The organism is Metabacillus arenae (genome assembly GCF_014773385.1).
GTDB lineage: Bacteria > Bacillota > Bacilli > Bacillales > Bacillaceae > Metabacillus_D > Metabacillus_D arenae.
This window is the reverse complement of the sequence record NZ_JACXAI010000008.1, coordinates 26,334-45,748: the sequence shown is the minus strand read 5'-3', so window position 1 is coordinate 45,748 and position 19,415 is coordinate 26,334. Positions and strand designations below refer to the sequence as shown.

Sequence of the window (19,415 nt, the reverse complement as noted above, 5' to 3'; positions counted from 1 at the left end):
TTTACCCCCCATCCTTTATTGAATTGACTACTTTTTTGCCTTCTTCAAATGCAATGAGCGCGGCATTATGATTACTTAACCCGCTTGCTTGCAAGTGTTTAATTCTCTCTTGCATCTCTAGATAATCTTTTGGAATAACACGAACAAATTTTTCTTTCATTTCTGCCCAATTATCCAACACTCTCTTTCCAAATGCACTGTTTGTATATTGAACATGTTTTTCAATCATTTCATAGACAGTTTGAAGTTCAATTTCATCAACAATAGAATCAAGATAAACTAGTTCTTGATTACACTTTACTCGGAAACCATTTGATTCATCCAATACATACGCAACCCCACCTGACATTCCAGCTGCGAAGTTTTTCCCTGTTGCACCTAACACAATGACCTTTCCACCTGTCATGTATTCACAACCATGGTCTCCAACGCCCTCTACAACAACATTGGCACCACTATTTCTTACACAAAACCGTTCACCAGCAATTCCATTTATATAGGCTTCTCCTGCAGTTGCCCCGTAAAAAGAAACGTTTCCGATAATAATGTTTTCTTCTGGGATAAATGTGCTCTTCCTAGAAGGGCGGACAATAATTTTACCACCCGATAAACCCTTCCCTATAAAATCATTTGCATCTCCAACAAGTTTCATTGTTAATCCAGGTGGAATAAATGCACCAAAACTCTGTCCAGCAGAACCTTTACAGGTAAGACGAATAGTGTCCTCAGGCAGCCCCTTTGCACCATAACGTTTTGTTATTTCACTTCCTAGCATCGTCCCTGCAACTCGGTTAATGTTCCGAATTGAGAAAGTCGCTTCTACCGGTTCTTGGTTTTCAATCGCTTCTTTACATAATGGGATTAATTCTTGTTTGTCTAATGTTTTATCAAGTCCATGAACCTGTTCAACTGTCGCATATCGACTAACATTTTCAGGTACTTCTGGTTGATAGAGAAGAGAGCTTAGATCAATCCCTTTAGTTTTCCAATGGGTAATGGCTTGATTGACTTCTAGGACATTCGTCCTGCCAATCATTTCATTCATTGTTCGAAACCCGAGTTCTGCCATTAGCTCTCTTACTTCAGTTGCAATGAATCTCATAAAATTTGTAACATGCACGGCTTCACCATTAAACTTCTTCCTAAGCTCTGGGTTTTGTGTCGCAATCCCTACTGGACACGTGTCAAGGTGACAAACACGCATTAAAATACAACCTAAGACAACTAAAGGGGCCGTTGAAAACCCATATTCCTCTGCTCCAAGGAGCGCAGCAATTACAACATCTCTACCTGTCATCATTTTTCCGTCTGTTTCAACAACGATCCGATCACGCAAACGATTCAACAGTAAGGTTTGATGTGTTTCTGCCAGCCCAATTTCCCATGGCATTCCTGCATGTTTTAAACTTGTCCGCGGAGCTGCCCCAGTTCCCCCGTCATAACCACTGATGAGGACAAGATCTGCTCTCCCTTTCGCGACACCTGCTGCAATAGTCCCAACACCTACTTCTGAAACAAGCTTGACACTAATCCGGGCCGTTGGGTTTGCATTTTTCAAGTTATGAATTAATTCAGCTAAATCCTCAATTGAATAGATATCATGATGCGGTGGTGGTGAAATCAGTCCTACACCTGGAGTTGAGCCCCTCACTTCCGCAATCCATGGATACACTTTCTTTCCAGGAAGATGACCTCCTTCTCCTGGCTTTGCACCTTGAGCAACTTTTATTTGAATCTCATCGGCGTTGACTAGATAATGACTATTAACGCCAAATCGACCCGAAGCGATTTGTTTAATGGCACTTCGCCTTAAATCACCATTTGGATCAGCTGTAAATCGATCAGGGTTCTCTCCCCCTTCTCCCGAGTTACTTTTACCTCCGATCCGGTTCATGGCAATCGCAAGTGCCTCATGAGCTTCACTACTGATTGAACCGTAAGACATTGCGCCTGTTTTAAACCTTTTACAAATCTGTTCTATTGATTCCACTTCGTCAATCGGTATAGCATCTCTTTTCTTAAAAGAAAGCATTCCTCGAATCGATTGTAAATTGTGTTCCGTATCTGTTAGTAATGATGAGTAGTTTTTAAAGAGTTTATAATTATTTGTACGACAGGCATGTTGAAGCAAATGAATCGTCTTTGGATTGTATTGATGATCTTCTCCATTTTGACGCCACTGAAAATCATCGCCTGATTCTAATGTCTTCTCTAACCCTTTTGAATCATCAAATGCTCTGTTATGTCTCAACAAGACTTCTTTTGCAATAATATCTAATCCGATTCCACCTATACGTGATGCGGTTTGTGTGAAATACTTATCGATAACGTCCTGATGAATGCCAACGGCTTCAAATATTTGTGCACCCCGATAACTTTGAATCGTTGAAATTCCCATTTTCGATATCACTTTAACGATTCCATCCGTAACAGCCTTCCTATATACTTCAACAGCTTTCTCAAATTGGTAATCAAGTAAGGCTCCTGTTTCAATTAGACCTCCGATTGACTCAAATGCTAAATACGGATTGATTGCTTCTGCCCCGTATCCAAGTAAGGTTGCAAAATGATGGACTTCTCTTGGTTCTGCAGATTCAATTAGAATACTTACCTTAGAACGTGTCCCGCTTCGGATCAAGTGATGGTGCAATCCTGAGACAGCAAGCAGAGCCGGCAATGCTGAATATTCCTCATTTACTCCTCGATCAGATAAAATGAGCAATGCCGCTCCCTTTTCAATTCCATTGTCAGCTTTAGCAAATAGCTCATCTAATAGCATTGCAAAATCAGGAGGCTCAGCTTCGATTGGAAATAGTATTGATAACGTTTCACACTTAAAGTCTGATTGATAAAGTTTTTTTAGTTGACCATTATTCAATATCGGCGAATCAATTTGAATTTGTCTGCAGCTTTCTGGCTCAGGTTTGATAAGATTTCTTTCCGGTCCAATTGTTGTTACAACAGAGGTGATGATTTCCTCTCTTATCGCATCAATCGGAGGATTAGTTACTTGTGCAAACAACTGCTTAAAATAGTTATAGAGAAGCTGGGGTTTTTTTGATAAAACGGCAAGTGGGGAGTCATAACCCATAGAGCCAACGGGGTCTTTCCCGTCCGTAACCATAGGCTTCATCATTTTATTTAACTCTTCATAGGTATACCCAAATGCGAGTTGTTGTTTCGTACGTTCATCCACATTAAATACTGGTTTGTCATCACTCGTGTCTGGTATGCCATTTAAACTGACTAAATGTTCAGACAGCCAAGCTTGATACGGCTGTTCTGACGCAATTTGCTTCTTAATTTCTTCATCTGGAATAATCATGCCTTTTTCTAAATCGACCAGGAGCATTTTCCCTGGATGAAGCCTGTCTTTATATTCAATATCTTCAACAAAAATATCTAAAGCACCAACTTCAGATCCTAATACGATCATTCCGTCTTTTGTTACATAATATCTTGCTGGCCGTAATCCATTTCGGTCTAGACACGCCCCTATTTGTCTTCCATCTGTAAATACAACAGCTGCCGGCCCGTCCCATGGTTCCATTAGACAGCTGTGATATTCATAAAAAGATTTCTTTTCATTATCCATTGTTTCATCATTAGCCCATGGCTCAGGGATCATCATCATTGCTGTATGAGCTAGAGATCGTCCTGAAAGGTGAAGAAATTCAAAACAATTATCAAACATTGAAGAGTCACTACCATCTGTATCAATCACCGGGAATAGCTTTTGATAATCCTCGCCTTTAAATAATTCCGATTCACATTGCGACTCCCTGGCCTGCATCCAATTAACATTTCCCTTAATTGTATTAAATTCGCCATTATGTATCGTAAATCGATTCGGGTGTGATCGCTCCCAGCTTGGAAATGTATTCGTACTAAAGCGTGAATGAACGAGGGCTAATGCCGATTTGAAATCCCGATGATTCAAGTCAATATAAAAGGAATCAAGTTGTTCTGGAATTAACATACCTTTATACACAATTGTACTTGTCGATAAGCTGCAAATGTAAACGCCTTCTTGATGTTCAATATCAGAGGAAGGTACTTCTTTTTCAAGTCTCTTTCGAATCACATATAATTTTCTTTCAAAAACACTCTGATCATTGATATCACTGGAAGGAGCAATAAACATTTGGCGAATAAACGGTTTTGATTTCTTAGCCATGTCACCGACATACGAATCATTGACCGGAACAGTCCGCCAACCAAGAAAGATTTGTCCTTCCTCTTCAATTACGTTTTTGACCAGTTTTTGAGTCTGTTTTCTTATTTCCGGGTCCTGGGGGAGAAAGACCATGCCAATCCCGTATCTGCCTTCTTCCGGAAGTATAATGTTTTCTTTTTCGCATTGTTTCTCAAAAAAAGAGTGTGGGATTTGTGTCAGAATACCTGCACCATCTCCGGTACTAGTGTCTGCTGATTGTCCTCCCCGATGCTCTAAATTACATAAAATTGTTATAGCATTTTCAACAATTTCATGTGTTTTTTTTCCATTAATATTTGCGACCATCCCGATCCCGCAGGCTTCATGTTCATGTTCAGGATGATATAAACCTTGCGCAACCGGATATCCTTGCTTTTTCATAACGACACCCCTTTTTAAAAATGAAGCTTTTAACTACAGAGGATAAGAGGATAAAATGAACCTTCCATCAATGGTGTTTTTTCATCCCCACTGATGTTTAGCCTGGGGCCCACAGGATGTGGGTCACACAGACGTTGGCGATTGACGTGGCGCTCTTAGTCTGTGCTCCTTTGTTTGGGCTTTAACGGGCAAGTTATCCCCCGCCTACCCTTCTTCGATTTCACTAAGTCTTGAAGTGGTGTATTACTGCCCATTAATGTGGGATAAAACTGGCTTATTTATGTACATCTGCTCCAATATCGAGAAAACAGCCATTTATAATTCCCAGCGATAATGAATTTAGTTGTTAAAGTACATACCTAACACATATATAGTGTTTGATTTTTTCCTCCATTTAATACAAGTTCATAGTAACCAAACTTAATATGTTATCCATCCTAGAAAGCCTCAATGTCTTCATACCCTATTAACAAATTCGATTTCACCTATTTATCGTGGTCATGAAACTGAAAAACTGCGATCACAAACATGCCAAAGCTAAGCATTAACGACATCATTTCAAAAGTAATCATTAATTAATCGCCACCTTGAGTTCATCTTGCCCAACTCTATGTTTGTCCTTTCAAACAAAAGTTAATCACACAACAAAAAAGCCCCTAATATAGAGGCTCAACTGTGTATCATTATAGGATGTATGTTTGGTCAACACCCCTCTTCTGTTCAATGTACCGTTTGGTATTCAAAAGAATGTATCATCGCTTTCATCAGTTAAAACATTATGGGAGTTCTCTGCTTTTTCCTTTTGACACCTCTAGGACAGAAAAAGGAGAGAAGCACAGCTATCCCTCCCGTTAATTTTTCACATATAAAATCTTTAAAAGACTCCCGAAATCTTTAGAATGATCCATCATCTTCTTCGCAAGTGATTAGGCTTCTTTTTTTGTTAGACTCATTGTAACAGATCGCCTCTCACATTCTCTTTTTCTACGAGTCTGTCCAATTATGAAAGAAACTATACATACTCCCCCGTCCACCCGCATATAGATGTAATAAATATGGGACACCAAGACAGTGTCCCTAAGCAAAATTTGTATTTAAGCTAATCCTGCTCATGGGCTAACGAGTACTTTTTCTCCACCAGCTTTATGAAGAAGAGTCATTTGTGTCTTCTTTCGCAGTTGCTGGCTGCTCTGTTAACTGTTCAATATTTTTCGTCACCTTTGTATAATAAGTAAAATCCCCGTAGCAATAGGGATACCTGAAATTGCTTTTGTCCCCGCCGCAATTATAAATATCGGGCTGCTTGTCTACCTGAATACTTGAAAACTCTTTAGCTAATTCTTCTGTATGCTTTTTCCCGTTTTTCTCTATAAAATCAATATAGCCAAGTCCCATATTGTAGGATTGAATAATCGTTGCATCATCTACATTTTTTTCCTTTCCATACGTTAGGCTGGCGTGGAAATGTTTTACTCCCTGCTGGATACTTTTGACAGGGTCTTCGATTGTATTTCTAGGGAGCCCTGCCGATTCGGACGATTGCATCGGATCTCCCCCACGCCCCTTACTTTCCTGCTGCATCAAGGCTAGCAAAATAGGAGTATAGGATTCTAGCTCATATTTTCTTAATTCTTCTCGCAAGACATCCTCATATCTAGTCACATTTTCAAATTCGTCTCTATTGTTTACAGGCTGACTAAGGTTTGAATTTACTTCAAAAATTGCAATGAAAAGAATGGCTACAAAAAGGATAAACAATAAGCCTAGAAAATTGTTCAGTGTTCTTTTAGCTTTTTTCATCTGACATCTTACTCCCTATATTCTTATCTACTAATATTATATAAAAATTGACTGCTGTAATAAAAGTACTAGAGTTGTAGCTGCACTAAGCCTTGAGCCTTACTTGAAACTTTTAGGCTTTCATTTCGTCTATTTGTTTGAGTATAATTTAGTTGTCTATCTATCTCATAAGTGAGGGATTTCATGATGTTTGAAATTAAAAAAATTAAAGCAAAAGATACATATCCGTTACGAATGAAAGTATTATCATCTAACAGCACTTTAGAGGATTGTCAGTATAAAGGTGATCTGGAGGAATCTTCCCTGCATGTTGGAGCTTTCGCAGAAGATCGTGTCATTGGAGTGGCTTCTTTTTTTAAGCAAGCACACGAAAAAGTACACGGGAAAAATATGTACCGGCTAAGAGGGATAGCCATTGATCCAGAGCACCGAAATCAACTGCGCGGACAGACACTAGTCTTATTTGGCGAAAATTTACTGAGACAAGCTGACACCGAATTAGTTTGGTGTACAACTGGTATTAACAATATCGAGTATTACCAGCACCTTGGCTTTAAAGAAAGTGAACATATATACAACAACGGGGATAAAGGGTTATATGTATTAATGTATAAACATCTATGATTAGAAGTGAGAGGTCAGAGGTGGAACTGGATGCAATCAGCGAATGAGCTGATTTCTTTTTGTATAAACCACCCTATACCCTTTAACGTGTAATTATTTCGGTAACGGTGCATATTTCCCGATAACGAAGCAATTTTTCCGATAAGTTGCGCTTTAATGAACTCAACATTCTGATCTTAGAAGAAAAACGGATCTGCTTAGCAATACCTGCTGACCAGGCCGGCCTCAGCATTTCGTTCTTACCCATTCCAAAAGATTCGTTCATCCTTGTCTTTTGCTTCTTCCGGTATTTCTTCTTTTAATGGTTCTTCTTTATTTCGATCAACTGCACCAAAATTTTCTTCATAAAAAGGCTGGTTATCAGGAATATTCTCTTTTTCTCTTAATATGATATTTTTTTCTTTGAGCACCTCATAAAAATAAGGGATAATAAGAAATACTCCTCCCCAAATGACAGCATTGATATATGTACCAAAATTAACAGGGACTTGCATCCAAAAATAGCCCATATCCATCATCATTTGCCCTGAAGAAATTTGTTCCTGATAAATATCAAACAAGGCATTCAATTGTAAAGCAGCTCCTGCAATGGCAATCCCTATAAGGATCACACCAAAAATATTACATATCGATTTAATTTTCACACGCTTGATCCCCCTAGAAACTTTTCCCATCTATCGTACCAAACATACACACAATTGTTCAATTATTAATATGTCGTAAATTGAAAGATTTTCTGTAAGACATACATAATATATTTAAATACGGGCAATTTATCTTGATACTTCTCGTATTCTACTGTATATGTACCCTTTTCATTGTTCCAAATCCGGTTGAAATAGTCATCAACTTCTCTCGTTATTTCCTCATCTGAAGGAGCGACAATCTTCAAATTATTTTCCAGATTATAATTTGCTAAATTTCTCTTCGTAAAGTTTGCTGATCCTCCTAAGATAACCGCATGGTCTCCGTGATCTACATAGAGAATTTTAGAATGATATTGTTCCTTGTCTGTATTATACCAACGAATCTTAATATTTTTCTTCTCCATATTACGGAGCTCTGATGCAACTGGAAGATTTGGCAAGCCTATTTTCTCTGCTCCAAAAGCATTCTGATTCGGATCCAAAACAAGGTTCACTTTCACATTACGTTCTGCTGCATCTACAATGGCATCAATGACCTCTCTATCTGCCAAGTAAAACATTCCAATCCATACCCGGTCACCGTCAGCTGCATCATCTAATGCTTTTATTATATGTCGATAAATTTTCCCTTCGGTAAGATACTGAATCTGAATGGGTCCTGAGCCTTTTGTTTTTTGGTCATACTTTGGCATTTTAGGGCCCTCTGAAAAATCTGAGACAGCCTGTTCTGCCTCAATAATGTCGGCAATAATACCGCCTTTGACCTTAAAAGCTATGTTAGAGTGAAATCCACTTGCGTCATGGGGATTAGCGGAGGAAACAATCGCCGCATTTTCAGTTGCTATCAGTTTTCTATGGTTCGCCTTTATATTCATTAGCTTTAAATACGACCTCATCGTCACCTTTGGTGCTGTTTCTGCCATAGGATTGGGCACCCACCCAGTTCCTTCTTGTCCAAACCATTGAATAAAGGTTCTCCAAACACTTGAATAAATTGGGTTAGGATCACGTAAGGGATTTAATTTTGTGATGACAACATCTATTCCATGCTTTTTCAACTGCTCAAGCTGTTTTGCCTCATGTGATCCATACGTCGTATTGACAGAATCACTCACTACAATAATTTTTAGCTTTGGCTTTTTTTCTTTTTGATTGATAAGTGTGTTTGTTAAACTTTGACTAATGTTTGGATAATCAATGTTTTCATCCACATAGGAATTGTAAAGAAACATATCCACAACGATAAATTGCTCCGCTTTTTTGATTGTTTGGTTGATCTCTTTAAAAATGGATTGCTCATAAACTTGGGCACCATACTTATCTTTATATGTTAAATCTGTTAAAAAATCCACATCTTCTACTTGATATACTTTTCCGCCGTAGGAAACACCTTGCGGAAGGGGTTTATACGTTTGATAAATCATGACGATAGCTAGAAATAAACTGAGAGATAATAAGAGAAGGACTGATTTCTTTTTAAAAAGCTTTTTTATTTTCATCTTTGTTAGCCTCTGCCGTTTCTTATTTTTGTCTGAATTTTTAATGGATAAAAAATGACTTAAAGGCAAAGCTGCCCTCAAGCCATCTTTCCTTGTCCATTTAGTTAACCAGTTTTACAAGCATGTGAGCCAGCATTCCACGTTCCTTTACATCTCCAGCCTTCCACAATTCTTGTAAAAGCTTCTCTTCTCGGTTTTTCGGTTCTTCATACCTAGCTAAGTAGCCGGCAACCATTTCAGCTGATTTAGCCAGCTGCTCCTCTGTCAGTCCTAGCTTTTTCCCTTTGATCACTTTATCACCAAGATAGTCTTTAAAGCTTTCAAAATTGGAGAGAATATCTTGTTTTTTGTCTTCACTCAAATGGTTTAATGTTTGCTCTACTTTCTCGACATTTTCGGAATGATTCTCATTAAAGGAATTTCTCATGTGAAAATCTCTCCTTTATTTTATCATGTTTACACTATTCCACTTAGGCAAAATATTAAACCTTTCTCTAAAGAAACCATTTTATCTGAAGGAGAGAATGAATATGAAAAGCACAGAGCCAGGTCTCATTAATAGCTTCTCCAAGCCTTCTCATACTTTTCAATAATTGTTGGTTTCATCAAAGTATTGGTTTCGATTGAAACAGGCTGACCATCATCATTGACTATTTCGTTATCAATATCTTTTCCAAAAGTAGTTAATCCGGCTACTACTTCATTTGTCAAAAATTTTGTCTCAACAAAAATGTCTGCTTGATCCAATTTAACTGGTTCTCTTTTCGCAAGGACAAATCCCCAATCGCCAAAGCTTGGCACATCTACGTGCAGATTTTCTGTATAAAGACCAGCCTCTTTGATAGTCTGATTGATTGTCCAATATACTTCTGTTGCAAAAGTAGGACTTGTGCCTTGGATCATTAGTGATCCTCCTGGTGCAAGCCTATTTCTTAGCAGCTGATAAAATTCAAGCGTGTACAGTTTATTCAGCGACTCATTGTTTGGATCTGGCAGATCTACTAAAATGACATCATAAAATTGGTCAGAATGATGTTCTGCAAATTTAAAAGCATCCTCATGCAGGACCTTCACCCGCTCATCCTCAAAAGACTTTTCGTTCAACTGAACAAGGTCTCGATTTGTTTTTCCAAGTGCAACTACTTTCGGATCTAAATCAACTAATGTAATAGCCTTAACTTCTTCATATTTTCGCAACTCCCTTAATGCCAAACCATCTCCACCGCCAAGAACGAGAATGTTTTCCCTTTTTTCCGCTGTAGCCATCGCTGGATGTACAAGGGTTTCATGATAACGGTATTCATCACTAGAGCTAAATTGCAGCTGGCCATCAAGAAAAAGCCGAAGGTCGCCCTGTTCTTTTGTCAAAATGATCTGCTGGTAATCAGTTGTCTCAGAATAAATAATGGGATCTCTATATAGCTTTTGCTCAAATGAAAAGGCCATTTCTTCTCCGAAAAATACACCTGCGATAAGAAATACTAATATGGCAATCCCTGCTGTAAAATGGCGTTTAAAGGTTTGAAGCTCCTTTTTAAAATAAAGTAAAATCCATAATGCTATGACCACATTAATAACCGCTACCAGGAAAGCGGTTTTTACTAACCCAAATTCCGGTCTTAGCAAGTAAACAAAAAGGAGCCCGCCGATCAATCCTCCCGCATAATCAGAAAAAAGAACGCGTGCCGTGCTTTTTTTCAAAGTGACGCCAATATCATTAGCCTTACGGATTAAAATAGGCAGTTCCACACCTGTTAATGCTCCGACAACTAATGTAATAGCATAAAGAAAAAAGGCATCTGTCCCTTCACTTAAAAAAGCAGAGATGCCAAATAATAAAAAGGTAGATGAACCTGCAATGATTCCGATCAAATATTCAATCCATACAAAGGAAAGAATTAAATTCTTGGTCACCCTTTCACTAATGGTCGCTCCGATCCCCATTCCTGTTAGAAAAAGAGAAATGGTGAGGGTGTATTGCTTTACACCATCACCAAGTAAATAGGACCCAGCCGCACCAAACAATACTTCAAAAATAATCCCGCATACAGAAACTATTCCCGAAGCCCAGTATATTGCTTTGCTTTGTTTTATCGTTTGTTCACCCACACAACTGTCTCCCTTGTTATTAATCATGGCTGTTTTCATAAAGTTTGTTGCTCCCTGTACATTCTTGAGGTGAGAAATGGGATGTCAGACTAAGATGCAACTGGAGACCCACTGATTGCTCTTAACTATCCTTTCTTATCGGGCAGTAAATCCTCCTCCATGCTTCTGAGGAAACGATAATTTAGGTGGATAAACTGCCCGTAAAGGTCCAATTGGTTCAAGGGCCCTTGCGGTCATCCCGTATAAGGACTAACCATCAGTGTCCCCACAGGTAGTTTCAATTTATCCTTCAGAAGCAACAAATATTTTAGAAAACAAGCCTTTCATTAAGTAATGGAAGCACCAATAACAAATGCTAATCCGACTGAAACACAAAAGCTGATAATCCCGACAGAAATATTTCCTTTATGAAGCTGCTCCTCCACTGAAAACTTTCTTGTAAAGAGCTCAAATAATAAATAGGCAATCATCTGTAATAAAACCCCAAATGCTCCCCAAATTAAAGTATCCATTATATGTGAGCTATGATAAACAGAAAAAGATAAAATGATACAAATTCCAACAATCTTGCCGCCGATTGAAAGCGATACGGCATGATTTCCGTTTAATACCTCATCCCAGTCTTTATATTTTTTAGTCATAAATTCAAAAACCGTTAATCCAATTACTACAACAGCAATCGCTATGAAAAAATAGACGATTGTTAAGATAAAAGGCTCCATTTTTTTACTTCCCTTCCAGATTATTTTCCAGTACCAGGTCCGCCGCCGCGAACAGATGAGGATCCTCCTCTAACGGAAGGCGTTTTGCCTGATCCTTTAAAAGTTCCCCCTGAAGTACCGTATCCTCCATAGCAAGCCCCAGGATTGTTTTTACATTTATTTCTTTGATTATTCGCCCAATTGTTACCCAAAAGCCGGTCTAAGATATAGAATGTAAGAAGACCATTAAAAAAGCTGGGATGGTAATTATCACGAACAAAGCCATATGTAGCGATTTCTACCAATGTATTTTCATCGTTATTTTCATCCTTAGTTAAAGTGACAAAGGCTTCATCATAAATAAGAACTTGTTTATCTTCATTTTTATCACTTATTTCCTCAGGTGTTTCATATTCCTGCAGCTCTCTTGCCACTTCGTCGATCGTTTTATTTTCTGCCGAATAAATTTCGGAAAAGTCTTCTGAGTTTTCTTGACTTGTTACAGTGTCTTGAAAGGTATAATTATTGTTAATAAATTCGGCAATGCCATCTCTAAAAAGAGACCCGCCCTGTGAATTTGGTACTCCGTTTCCACAAGCAGCTAAGATAAGAATAAATGATAACAGAACAAAAAAAAGTGGTTTTTTCATAGAATCACCTACTTTCTTTAACAATCTAATGCGCCCCACTTATTTTAGTAAGGCGCACCCTTCACTTCATTTTGCTTATTCTTTACCCATTTTTCTTTTTAGGGCAGCTAATTCATCATCTACATCATTGCTTTTATCTAAAGCAGCCAGTTCATCATCAAGGCTTCTGTTTGAAGATCTCATATCTTCGCTTGTTTCAGCTTCTGCTTCAAATTGAAGCACTTTTTCTTCCATTCTCTCAAATCCGCGTCTTGATTCATCACTTCCGATGCCTGACATGGTACGATTCATTTTCGTTCTTGTTTTTGCTGATTCGGCACGTGCCTTTAAAGCATCCTTTTTCAACTTCATTTCATGATATTCTGCTTTCATTTCGTCTAATTTCTTACGAAGTGATTCAGAATCTAATTTTGCCCGGTCATAAGACCCTTTTAAAGTTTCTGCTGATGAACTATGAATTTTTTTATCTTCCAAAGCGCGTTTAGCAAGATCATCATTGCCTGCTTCAACTGCTTTCATCGCTTGCTCTTCACGCTTTTCTGCCATTTTTTGCGCTTCTTCAAATTTACGATGAAGCATTTTTTTATTAGCAATTTGTTTGGCAACAGCTGATTCGGCATCCCGAATGTCCGATTCCATTTCTCTCATAAATTGGTCAAGCATTTTTACAGGATCTTCTGCTTTATCCAGCATAGCATTCAATTCAGAATCTACCACAGTCTTTACTCGCTTGAAAAATTTGAACATCGTTTTTCCTCCTAATTACTTGCAATTATTTTCAATTCATATTCTTCAATTTCATATCCCGAACTCACTTCGATTTCGCTACCCCACTTTTCTACAGAAAGAAATCTTTCTTCCTCTTCATCACAAAAGTCAAAGTATTCACACGTTATTCCATTTACATTCTGACCTCTCCCTACCCCATATACCTTTGCTGAACCAGATTCATCCAAATAATAGTATGTTCCATCATGTTCAATTTTTTTCGGGATAGGCAAAGTCAATTTCATTTTTACTTTTTCATAAATACCAAGATTAAGCTCGTCATCCATTTCTACACTTAGCCAGATTGTTCGAGACATTCCCTCCAGCTGATAAGCATGCCATTTAAAGCCATGGTCATCATAGCTTAACTTGCTGACAACTGTGTAATCTTCTAAATCATAGGTCACAATGTCTTCCATTTGCAAATTAAACATATTACGTTCAACTACTGGTTTAGGCGTATCTTTTTTCCCAAATAATTTACTTAAAAAGCTCATTGTTCCACCTCAGGCTTTCTATCCTTTGTTCCAATTAGTACTACGGTCATATTTCCAAAAGGTTTCAAAATTTTTTTCCATTTAAATCATATCATACTATTGGATTAAATTGCCTTTGAACTTATATGCTTTTTTCCAATTTACCAATTGAAGTTTTTTTCTTTTCTAGTAAAATGGAAAACTGTGTGTGTTATTTCACAAGACTAGCTTCCCCTAAGTAGAGGGGTTTACTCCAAAACAGAAGGAAGGCGCCAATTATGTTACTCACTGTATCTAACCGAGAATCACTCGATAATAAAAATAAAGAAGAACTTAAAGAAGAGATAGAAGATCTTGAGTTTCAGCTTTTTCGTATGCAGGAAAATATGAAGAAAATCTCCAAACATTGGGAAGTAATGGGGATTGATCAATCTAAAGAAGACAAATGGGTCATCATCTATGCTCAAGATGATGGAAATCAATGCAAAATTATGCTGAATGAATGTGATTCTTCGTTTCAAGGAACATGGGATTTTTCCATTCATGCCATTTATAAAGATGATGAAACTCTTCATATTGGAGATATAAAAGGCCCAGCTAATAAAGGGTACGGTTCAATTTGTATGGAGTTTCTGAAAGAGAAAGCGCGCGAGCAAAATATCCCATTTATTACAGGAGACATTGCAAAGCGAGATTGGGATCATGTCGATCGCCTCGAGCACTTTTATTCAAAACATCATTTCCGTGTAGAAATTGATTATGAGGAATGTACAGGTGAGATTGTTTGGTATGAATAGGAAAACACCCACAGCTTACTAGAGGTGAGAGGTGGGACTTGATGAAATCGGCGAAAGAACCGATTTCTTTTTAACTTTTATCGCTTTGATCATTCTGAAATAAGGCAATCGATGTCTCGACGATTGCACCTATTCTGACATCTCACCTCTAGTAATGACTGGTCCCCTATACCCTTAATAAATTCATTTCCATTACTGTTACTGCCTGTCCTGAGAGAATAACCCTGTCACCCTGCCAGTCCATTTTCACTACACCGCCACGCTTTGAAGCTTGATAACCTGTAAGTTGTTTTCGATTTAATTTCCTGCCCCAATAAGGAGCTAAACAGCAGTGTGCAGAACCAGTAACGGGGTCCTCAATGACTCCTACTTCTGGATAAAAAGCACGCGAGATAAAATCATAGGAGGGATCTGTTGACTGGCAAGTAACAATGATTCCTCGTGCACCTGTTTCTTCATAGATCCCCCAATTTGGGTTCAAATTTTTCAATTCGTCTTCTGATTGTATCTCTACCAAGTAATCCAGCCGGTTTCTTCCAACATACAAGGGGGAAACTCCTAAAGCTTTTATCAATTCCTCTTGTACATCACACTTTTCTTCTGGTTCACTCGGAAAGTTCATATGAATCCATTTATCAACCTTATTAGCTGTTAATTTTCCGCTTTTAGTAAAAAAGACTGCCAGTTCAGATTCTTTTAAAATACCAGTTTCCCATAAAACATGCGCACTCGCTAAAGTAGCATGACCGCATAAATCGACCTCAGAAACTGGCGTAAACCATCTAAGTGAATAGCCTTCTTTCTCATGCATTAGAAAAGCAGTCTCCGAGAGATTCAGTTCCATGGCAATCTGCTGCATCCATTTGGATGGTTTTGGTTCGTCAAAAATACATACACCTGCTGGATTTCCGGAGAATGGCTGATTCGTAAAGGCGTCAATTTGATATAATTTCATACTAGAACCTCTCCTTTTTCCCAAATCGTTTTCTATTCTTTTTCTACATATTAACAAGTACCCAAATTAAGTCTATCATAAAAAAAGCAGCTTCAAGTAAAAACCTGAGCTGCTGCTTTCTTTTAGTCTTCGATATACCGTCTCGCTCCTGCATACTCTTCCCCATAACCTGATGTTTCAACTTTATCTATTCGTACGTGAGTCGAGGTGTTCGGAGAGTGAATCATCTTGCCATCCCCGACATACATACCGACATGGTGTACTCTTCCTTTTCCTTGGTCGTAAGCAAAGAATAATAAGTCACCTACTTGTAAATCTTCTTTTGCAACAGGTGTCCCAAATGCAGCTTGGACAGATGAATCACGCGGAATGGTGATGCCGTTTGCCTTGTAAATCGTATGGGTAAATCCGGAACAATCAAATCCAAACCCTGACATCCCTGCCCAAAGATAAGGCAAGCCTAAAAATTGTTTACCTGTTTCAAAAACATCTTTACCAGTTGGTTTTGGTATATCATCTTCACTCTTATAAATTTCTATTTCATTTTTTGAAATCCACTTCATCCCATCACTCGGTGTGGCAACTAAAACTTGGTCTCTCATTTCCTTTTTAACGGGCAGCCTTGTGTTAAAACTCACTTCCATATATTCTCTTTTCAGCTTCTTATCCTTGTACAGCCATGCAGTTGGAGATATAACTAACGCAAACCGCTTGTTATCATATTTTGAATAAGCTTTTCCCTTCGTCAGCTGCTCTTTTGGCATCCATCCAGGATACCCTAATTCATTTCGTGGGGTTGGCTGGCCATGTGCAGCTACTTTTACCCAGTCACCCTTTTCTTCTAAAATTGTTACCTTTGATCCTAGTAATGCTTGTGTTTCTAAATTTCCTACCAACCAAAGTTTTTCCTCATAACTCATACTCTTCGTCCAAGTCCATAAGTCCACCGGGTTTACCGTTGAAGGCATGTCAATTTCTCTTGCAAGATTTGGTTCTGTCCATAAAGTCGCCGCTGCTACATCAATGTAAGCTGTCTTGCTTTCAACTGCTTTCACACCATCCACCGGAAAATTACTTCCTAAAAAAATGATTACCGCTAAAAAGACAATCAATTTCTTCATAGGTTTATCCCCTTTCATTTATTTTTTCAGGCAAGACGAATTAAAATGTCTTGTATGAATACCCAGGCCTGGTAAATCTCCCAAAATAATGGATTCCCCTTTAAATTGAATTCCTTCTATTTCTTCTTGAAGCCATAAAGGAGCATCCATATCAACCTTTGTAATATTTGGGTGTGCCATTGCCAAATGAATAGCTGCTGTTACACTTACTGCAGATTCCATCATGCTGCCAATCATACATTCAATCCCGGCTGCTTCTGCAATATCAGCAATTTGAAGTGCTGTTCGAATCCCACCCGTTTTCATCAGTTTAATATTTAAATAATCGACAGCGTTTTCGTTAAGTAATCTCAAGGCATCGCTTGGAGAAAACAGACTTTCATCTGCCATGATCGGAGTTGTGACATGATCTTTAATTTGTTTAAGCCCATAAATGTCTGCTGCTTTTATAGGCTGTTCAACCAGCTCAATATTAGCTTCTGCTTTTTCAAGATCGGTAATAATGTGGATGGCTTGTTTCACAGTCCAACCCTGGTTTGCATCAAGCCTAATGGTCACCTTATTTCCGACAGCTTCTCTAATCGCTAGTACACTTTTCCCATCAGTTGTCCAATCCTTCCCAACCTTTACCTTTATTGTTGAAATTCCTTCTTGGACAATTTGTTTGGCTTCATTCGTCATCTCTGCAATTGAACCAACACTAACCGTTTTATCGTTTTTAAGCTCCCTGAATTTCCCTCCTAGAAATTGATAAAGAGGTACATTGATTGATTTACAAAATGCATCGTATAGGGCTATTTCCATTGCCGCCTTGGCACTTGTATTTCCTATACAACTATTTTGGATATTGACAGAAAGATCATTAAGATTTCTTAAATCTTTTCCTGTGACTTCAGGTATAAGAAGGTGCTTTAAAACACCTTCGATACTTTCTTTCGAATCTCCGGTTATAGCTAAAGTCGGTGCTGCAGATCCAATCCCAGTTACACCATTCTCTACTTTTAAATAAACAAATGTGTTTTCAATTTCGGTCACAGTTCGTAAGGCGGTTTTGAATGGTTTAACCAATGGTATGGTGATTGTTTTTATTTCACAAGATTGAATCCTCAAAAGATGTCATTCCTTTCTTATAATGCCCCTAAAATGTACGAAGTTAAGATTCCATAATACGTTCCAAGCAAGCTTCCTAAGACTGCCATTAAAATCCCTATTGGAATCAACGCCCGATTAAATGCCCCTGCAAGAATTGGAGCTGACGCAACCCCACCTACATTCGCAAGAGAAGCTACCCCCATCGTGAAAAGATCAAGCTTAAAGACTTTCGCTAAAATTACCATGATTAATCCATGGAAAAACAGGATCATAAAGCCTGAAATGATATAAATCGGTGCCTGAAACATTTGCGAAAAATCAGCATGAGAAGCAATTAATGCAATCACAACATACAGCATTACTTTCGATATTTCCATCGATCCGGATATGGTCGAGACTCTTGTCATCGCGAGAAGTAATCCAACGATAGAGGCAATGATAATCGTCCATGTCGTTGCATTAACGGCAGCCCCAAGCTCAGGCAGCATTCCGCCAATTTTAATAGCAACAGCCGATACAAAAAGACCTAACGCTAAAAACCCAAGCAATTCTACAAAACCCATTGGTTCTTTTTCTTCTTCTGAAGTTGCAGCCAGTTCAGCTGTTACCTGATCAATATATGAGGTATCCGTTTTAGTCCATTTATTAAAAACCCCTGCAAAAGGAACAAGCCAAAACAATAGCATCACCCAAAATGAATAGTTCACGGTATCCATAATTAATGCATATCCAAAAATATTTTCAGGGACGTCCAGTATTCCCTGTAAAATTACCATATTTGCTGAGCCGCCCGTCCAGCTGGCGCTTAAAGCAGCAAAAGCCTTCCATGTCCCTTCTGCATAAAACCCTTGCAGGAGAACATAAGTAATCGTGAATCCACCTATGATACTTAATGATGCTGCGAAAAAGGTTAACAGCATTTTAGGTCCTAAACGCATTATTTTTCTCAAGTCACACTGCAAAAGCATAAGCATTAATAAAGCTGGCAGTAACAATCCTCTAACTGTACTATAGGCACTTTCTACAGATTCACTTGCTGAAAAGACGCCAAACGTTTTAAGCAATGCACAGGTAATGTAAATCAACACAATTCCTGGCACATACTTAAAAAACTTCCCGCCAATTCTTTTCTCTGCTAAAGCTATGACGGCCGTAATTGCGATCAAAAATGAAACATACATAACACCATCTTGGATCATTCTATTTCCCCCTTTTTTTGTAGGTCTAATAAGAAAAGCGCAAGCGCCTTGGTCAGCCAGGGCAAGCATAAGACGCAAATGAAATGAAGGTGTTCTTTACCTTCAATTCATTTGTGGCTTATGACCTCAGGCGGGCTAGGCGTTGGAGCTGGACACGAAAACTTGGTACAAAAACTTATACTCCCTCATTAAAGTAAGGTTTCTTTCTTGTTTTCTCGGTTTTTCTCAGTATTTCAATTTTTATAAGATGAACATATTGTCTTTGAACGAAAAGCTCAGGGGGCGCTAGTCCTTCGGTGACAAGCATTCGGGCGAGAAGGCTGGAAGGTTGTTCTTTAACCTTCTCGGGCGGATTCTTGAGCTGATGTCGCCTTGCCGGC

17 protein-coding genes are annotated in these 19,415 nt (G+C 38.5%); 2 read left to right on the top strand and 15 right to left on the bottom strand.

The features are described from left to right. Position 1: 1 nt before the first annotated feature. The 3 genes from gltB to IC621_RS08715 form a co-directional block, all read right to left on the bottom strand. On the bottom strand, positions 2-4,597 hold the full coding sequence (gltB, locus tag IC621_RS08720) for a glutamate synthase large subunit (RefSeq protein WP_191157816.1): 4,596 nt from the start codon (positions 4,595-4,597) through the stop codon (positions 2-4). 485 nt (positions 4,598-5,082) lie between these two features. Continuing rightward, entirely contained in the window at positions 5,083-5,169 is an 87-nt protein-coding gene (locus IC621_RS27175; RefSeq protein ID WP_396652995.1) for a putative holin-like toxin, read from the bottom strand. A gap of 571 nt (positions 5,170-5,740) precedes the next feature. Beyond that, the gene (locus IC621_RS08715; RefSeq protein ID WP_191157815.1) at positions 5,741-6,397 is read right to left on the bottom strand and encodes a lysozyme family protein; all 657 of its coding nucleotides are present in this window, start codon (positions 6,395-6,397) and stop codon (positions 5,741-5,743) included. 183 nt (positions 6,398-6,580) lie between these two features. Here IC621_RS08715 and IC621_RS08710 point away from each other — a divergent pair, with 183 nt between their 5' ends. Further along, positions 6,581-7,021 (top strand): GNAT family N-acetyltransferase, encoded by a 441-nt coding sequence (locus IC621_RS08710; protein ID WP_191157813.1) that lies wholly within the window; start codon positions 6,581-6,583, stop codon positions 7,019-7,021. Between the two features lie 239 nt (positions 7,022-7,260). Here the strand turns inward: IC621_RS08710 and IC621_RS08705 are convergent, their stop codons facing one another. The 8 genes from IC621_RS08705 to IC621_RS08670 all read right to left on the bottom strand — a co-directional run bounded on the left by IC621_RS08705 (position 7,261) and on the right by IC621_RS08670 (position 13,892). Then, a complete protein-coding gene (locus IC621_RS08705) occupies positions 7,261-7,665 on the bottom strand; it encodes a hypothetical protein (protein WP_191157811.1) in 405 nt (134 codons plus the stop codon). Positions 7,666-7,730: 65 nt separating this feature from the next. Further along, positions 7,731-9,167 (bottom strand): phospholipase D family protein, encoded by a 1,437-nt coding sequence (locus IC621_RS08700; protein WP_191157808.1) that lies wholly within the window; start codon positions 9,165-9,167, stop codon positions 7,731-7,733. 100 nt (positions 9,168-9,267) lie between these two features. Continuing rightward, positions 9,268-9,594 carry a DUF3243 domain-containing protein gene (locus IC621_RS08695; RefSeq protein WP_191157806.1) on the bottom strand — a complete coding sequence of 109 codons (327 nt, stop codon included), beginning with the start codon at positions 9,592-9,594 and terminating at the stop codon, positions 9,268-9,270. Between the two features lie 128 nt (positions 9,595-9,722). After that, a complete protein-coding gene (locus tag IC621_RS08690) occupies positions 9,723-11,315 on the bottom strand; it encodes a polyamine aminopropyltransferase (RefSeq protein ID WP_224752415.1) in 1,593 nt (530 codons plus the stop codon). A gap of 287 nt (positions 11,316-11,602) precedes the next feature. After that, complete coding sequence (locus IC621_RS08685) at positions 11,603-11,998, bottom strand: DUF350 domain-containing protein (RefSeq protein ID WP_191157804.1); 396 nt, start codon at positions 11,996-11,998, stop codon at positions 11,603-11,605. A 20-nt stretch (positions 11,999-12,018) separates the two neighbouring features. Continuing rightward, positions 12,019-12,627 (bottom strand): DUF4247 domain-containing protein, encoded by a 609-nt coding sequence (locus IC621_RS08680; RefSeq protein ID WP_191157802.1) that lies wholly within the window; start codon positions 12,625-12,627, stop codon positions 12,019-12,021. Between the two features lie 75 nt (positions 12,628-12,702). Continuing rightward, entirely contained in the window at positions 12,703-13,374 is a 672-nt protein-coding gene (locus tag IC621_RS08675) for a PspA/IM30 family protein (protein WP_191157800.1), read from the bottom strand. A gap of 11 nt (positions 13,375-13,385) precedes the next feature. Next, the gene (locus tag IC621_RS08670; RefSeq protein ID WP_191157798.1) at positions 13,386-13,892 is read right to left on the bottom strand and encodes a DUF4178 domain-containing protein; all 507 of its coding nucleotides are present in this window, start codon (positions 13,890-13,892) and stop codon (positions 13,386-13,388) included. A gap of 257 nt (positions 13,893-14,149) precedes the next feature. Here IC621_RS08670 and IC621_RS08665 point away from each other — a divergent pair, with 257 nt between their 5' ends. Next, on the top strand, positions 14,150-14,668 hold the full coding sequence (locus IC621_RS08665; protein WP_191157796.1) for a hypothetical protein: 519 nt from the start codon (positions 14,150-14,152) through the stop codon (positions 14,666-14,668). 166 nt (positions 14,669-14,834) lie between these two features. Here the strand turns inward: IC621_RS08665 and IC621_RS08660 are convergent, their stop codons facing one another. From IC621_RS08660 to IC621_RS08645, 4 genes are all read right to left on the bottom strand, one after another. Further along, positions 14,835-15,623, bottom strand: a complete 789-nt coding sequence (locus tag IC621_RS08660) for a PhzF family phenazine biosynthesis protein (RefSeq protein ID WP_191157794.1) — start codon at positions 15,621-15,623, stop codon at positions 14,835-14,837. A gap of 122 nt (positions 15,624-15,745) precedes the next feature. Continuing rightward, positions 15,746-16,744, bottom strand: a complete 999-nt coding sequence (locus tag IC621_RS08655) for a C40 family peptidase (RefSeq protein ID WP_191157792.1) — start codon at positions 16,742-16,744, stop codon at positions 15,746-15,748. Between the two features lie 18 nt (positions 16,745-16,762). After that, positions 16,763-17,854, bottom strand: coding sequence for a dipeptide epimerase (locus IC621_RS08650; RefSeq protein ID WP_191157790.1), 1,092 nt, complete (start codon positions 17,852-17,854; stop codon positions 16,763-16,765). A 17-nt stretch (positions 17,855-17,871) separates the two neighbouring features. Next, positions 17,872-19,035 carry a DUF819 family protein gene (locus IC621_RS08645; protein ID WP_191157788.1) on the bottom strand — a complete coding sequence of 388 codons (1,164 nt, stop codon included), beginning with the start codon at positions 19,033-19,035 and terminating at the stop codon, positions 17,872-17,874. Positions 19,036-19,415 lie beyond the last annotated feature (380 nt).

What these genes read in the sequence shown, in the direction of transcription:
- gltB (WP_191157816.1), bottom strand. Translation starts at nt 4,597, where the DNA reads ATGAAAAAGCAAGGATATCCGGTTGCGCAAGGTTTATATCATCCTGAA.
- IC621_RS08695 (WP_191157806.1), bottom strand. Translation starts at nt 9,594, where the DNA reads ATGAGAAATTCCTTTAATGAGAATCATTCCGAAAATGTCGAGAAAGTA.
- IC621_RS08690 (WP_224752415.1), bottom strand. Translation starts at nt 11,315, where the DNA reads ATGAAAACAGCCATGATTAATAACAAGGGAGACAGTTGTGTGGGTGAA.
- IC621_RS08685 (WP_191157804.1), bottom strand. Translation starts at nt 11,998, where the DNA reads ATGGAGCCTTTTATCTTAACAATCGTCTATTTTTTCATAGCGATTGCT.
- IC621_RS08715 (WP_191157815.1), bottom strand. Translation starts at nt 6,397, where the DNA reads ATGAAAAAAGCTAAAAGAACACTGAACAATTTTCTAGGCTTATTGTTT.
- IC621_RS08675 (WP_191157800.1), bottom strand. Translation starts at nt 13,374, where the DNA reads ATGTTCAAATTTTTCAAGCGAGTAAAGACTGTGGTAGATTCTGAATTG.
- IC621_RS08710 (WP_191157813.1), top strand. Translation starts at nt 6,581, where the DNA reads ATGATGTTTGAAATTAAAAAAATTAAAGCAAAAGATACATATCCGTTA.
- IC621_RS08680 (WP_191157802.1), bottom strand. Translation starts at nt 12,627, where the DNA reads ATGAAAAAACCACTTTTTTTTGTTCTGTTATCATTTATTCTTATCTTA.
- IC621_RS08700 (WP_191157808.1), bottom strand. Translation starts at nt 9,167, where the DNA reads ATGAAAATAAAAAAGCTTTTTAAAAAGAAATCAGTCCTTCTCTTATTA.
- IC621_RS08670 (WP_191157798.1), bottom strand. Translation starts at nt 13,892, where the DNA reads ATGAGCTTTTTAAGTAAATTATTTGGGAAAAAAGATACGCCTAAACCA.
- IC621_RS08660 (WP_191157794.1), bottom strand. Translation starts at nt 15,623, where the DNA reads ATGAAATTATATCAAATTGACGCCTTTACGAATCAGCCATTCTCCGGA.
- IC621_RS08655 (WP_191157792.1), bottom strand. Translation starts at nt 16,744, where the DNA reads ATGAAGAAATTGATTGTCTTTTTAGCGGTAATCATTTTTTTAGGAAGT.
- IC621_RS08645 (WP_191157788.1), bottom strand. Translation starts at nt 19,035, where the DNA reads ATGATCCAAGATGGTGTTATGTATGTTTCATTTTTGATCGCAATTACG.
- IC621_RS27175 (WP_396652995.1), bottom strand. Translation starts at nt 5,169, where the DNA reads ATGATTACTTTTGAAATGATGTCGTTAATGCTTAGCTTTGGCATGTTT.
- IC621_RS08665 (WP_191157796.1), top strand. Translation starts at nt 14,150, where the DNA reads ATGTTACTCACTGTATCTAACCGAGAATCACTCGATAATAAAAATAAA.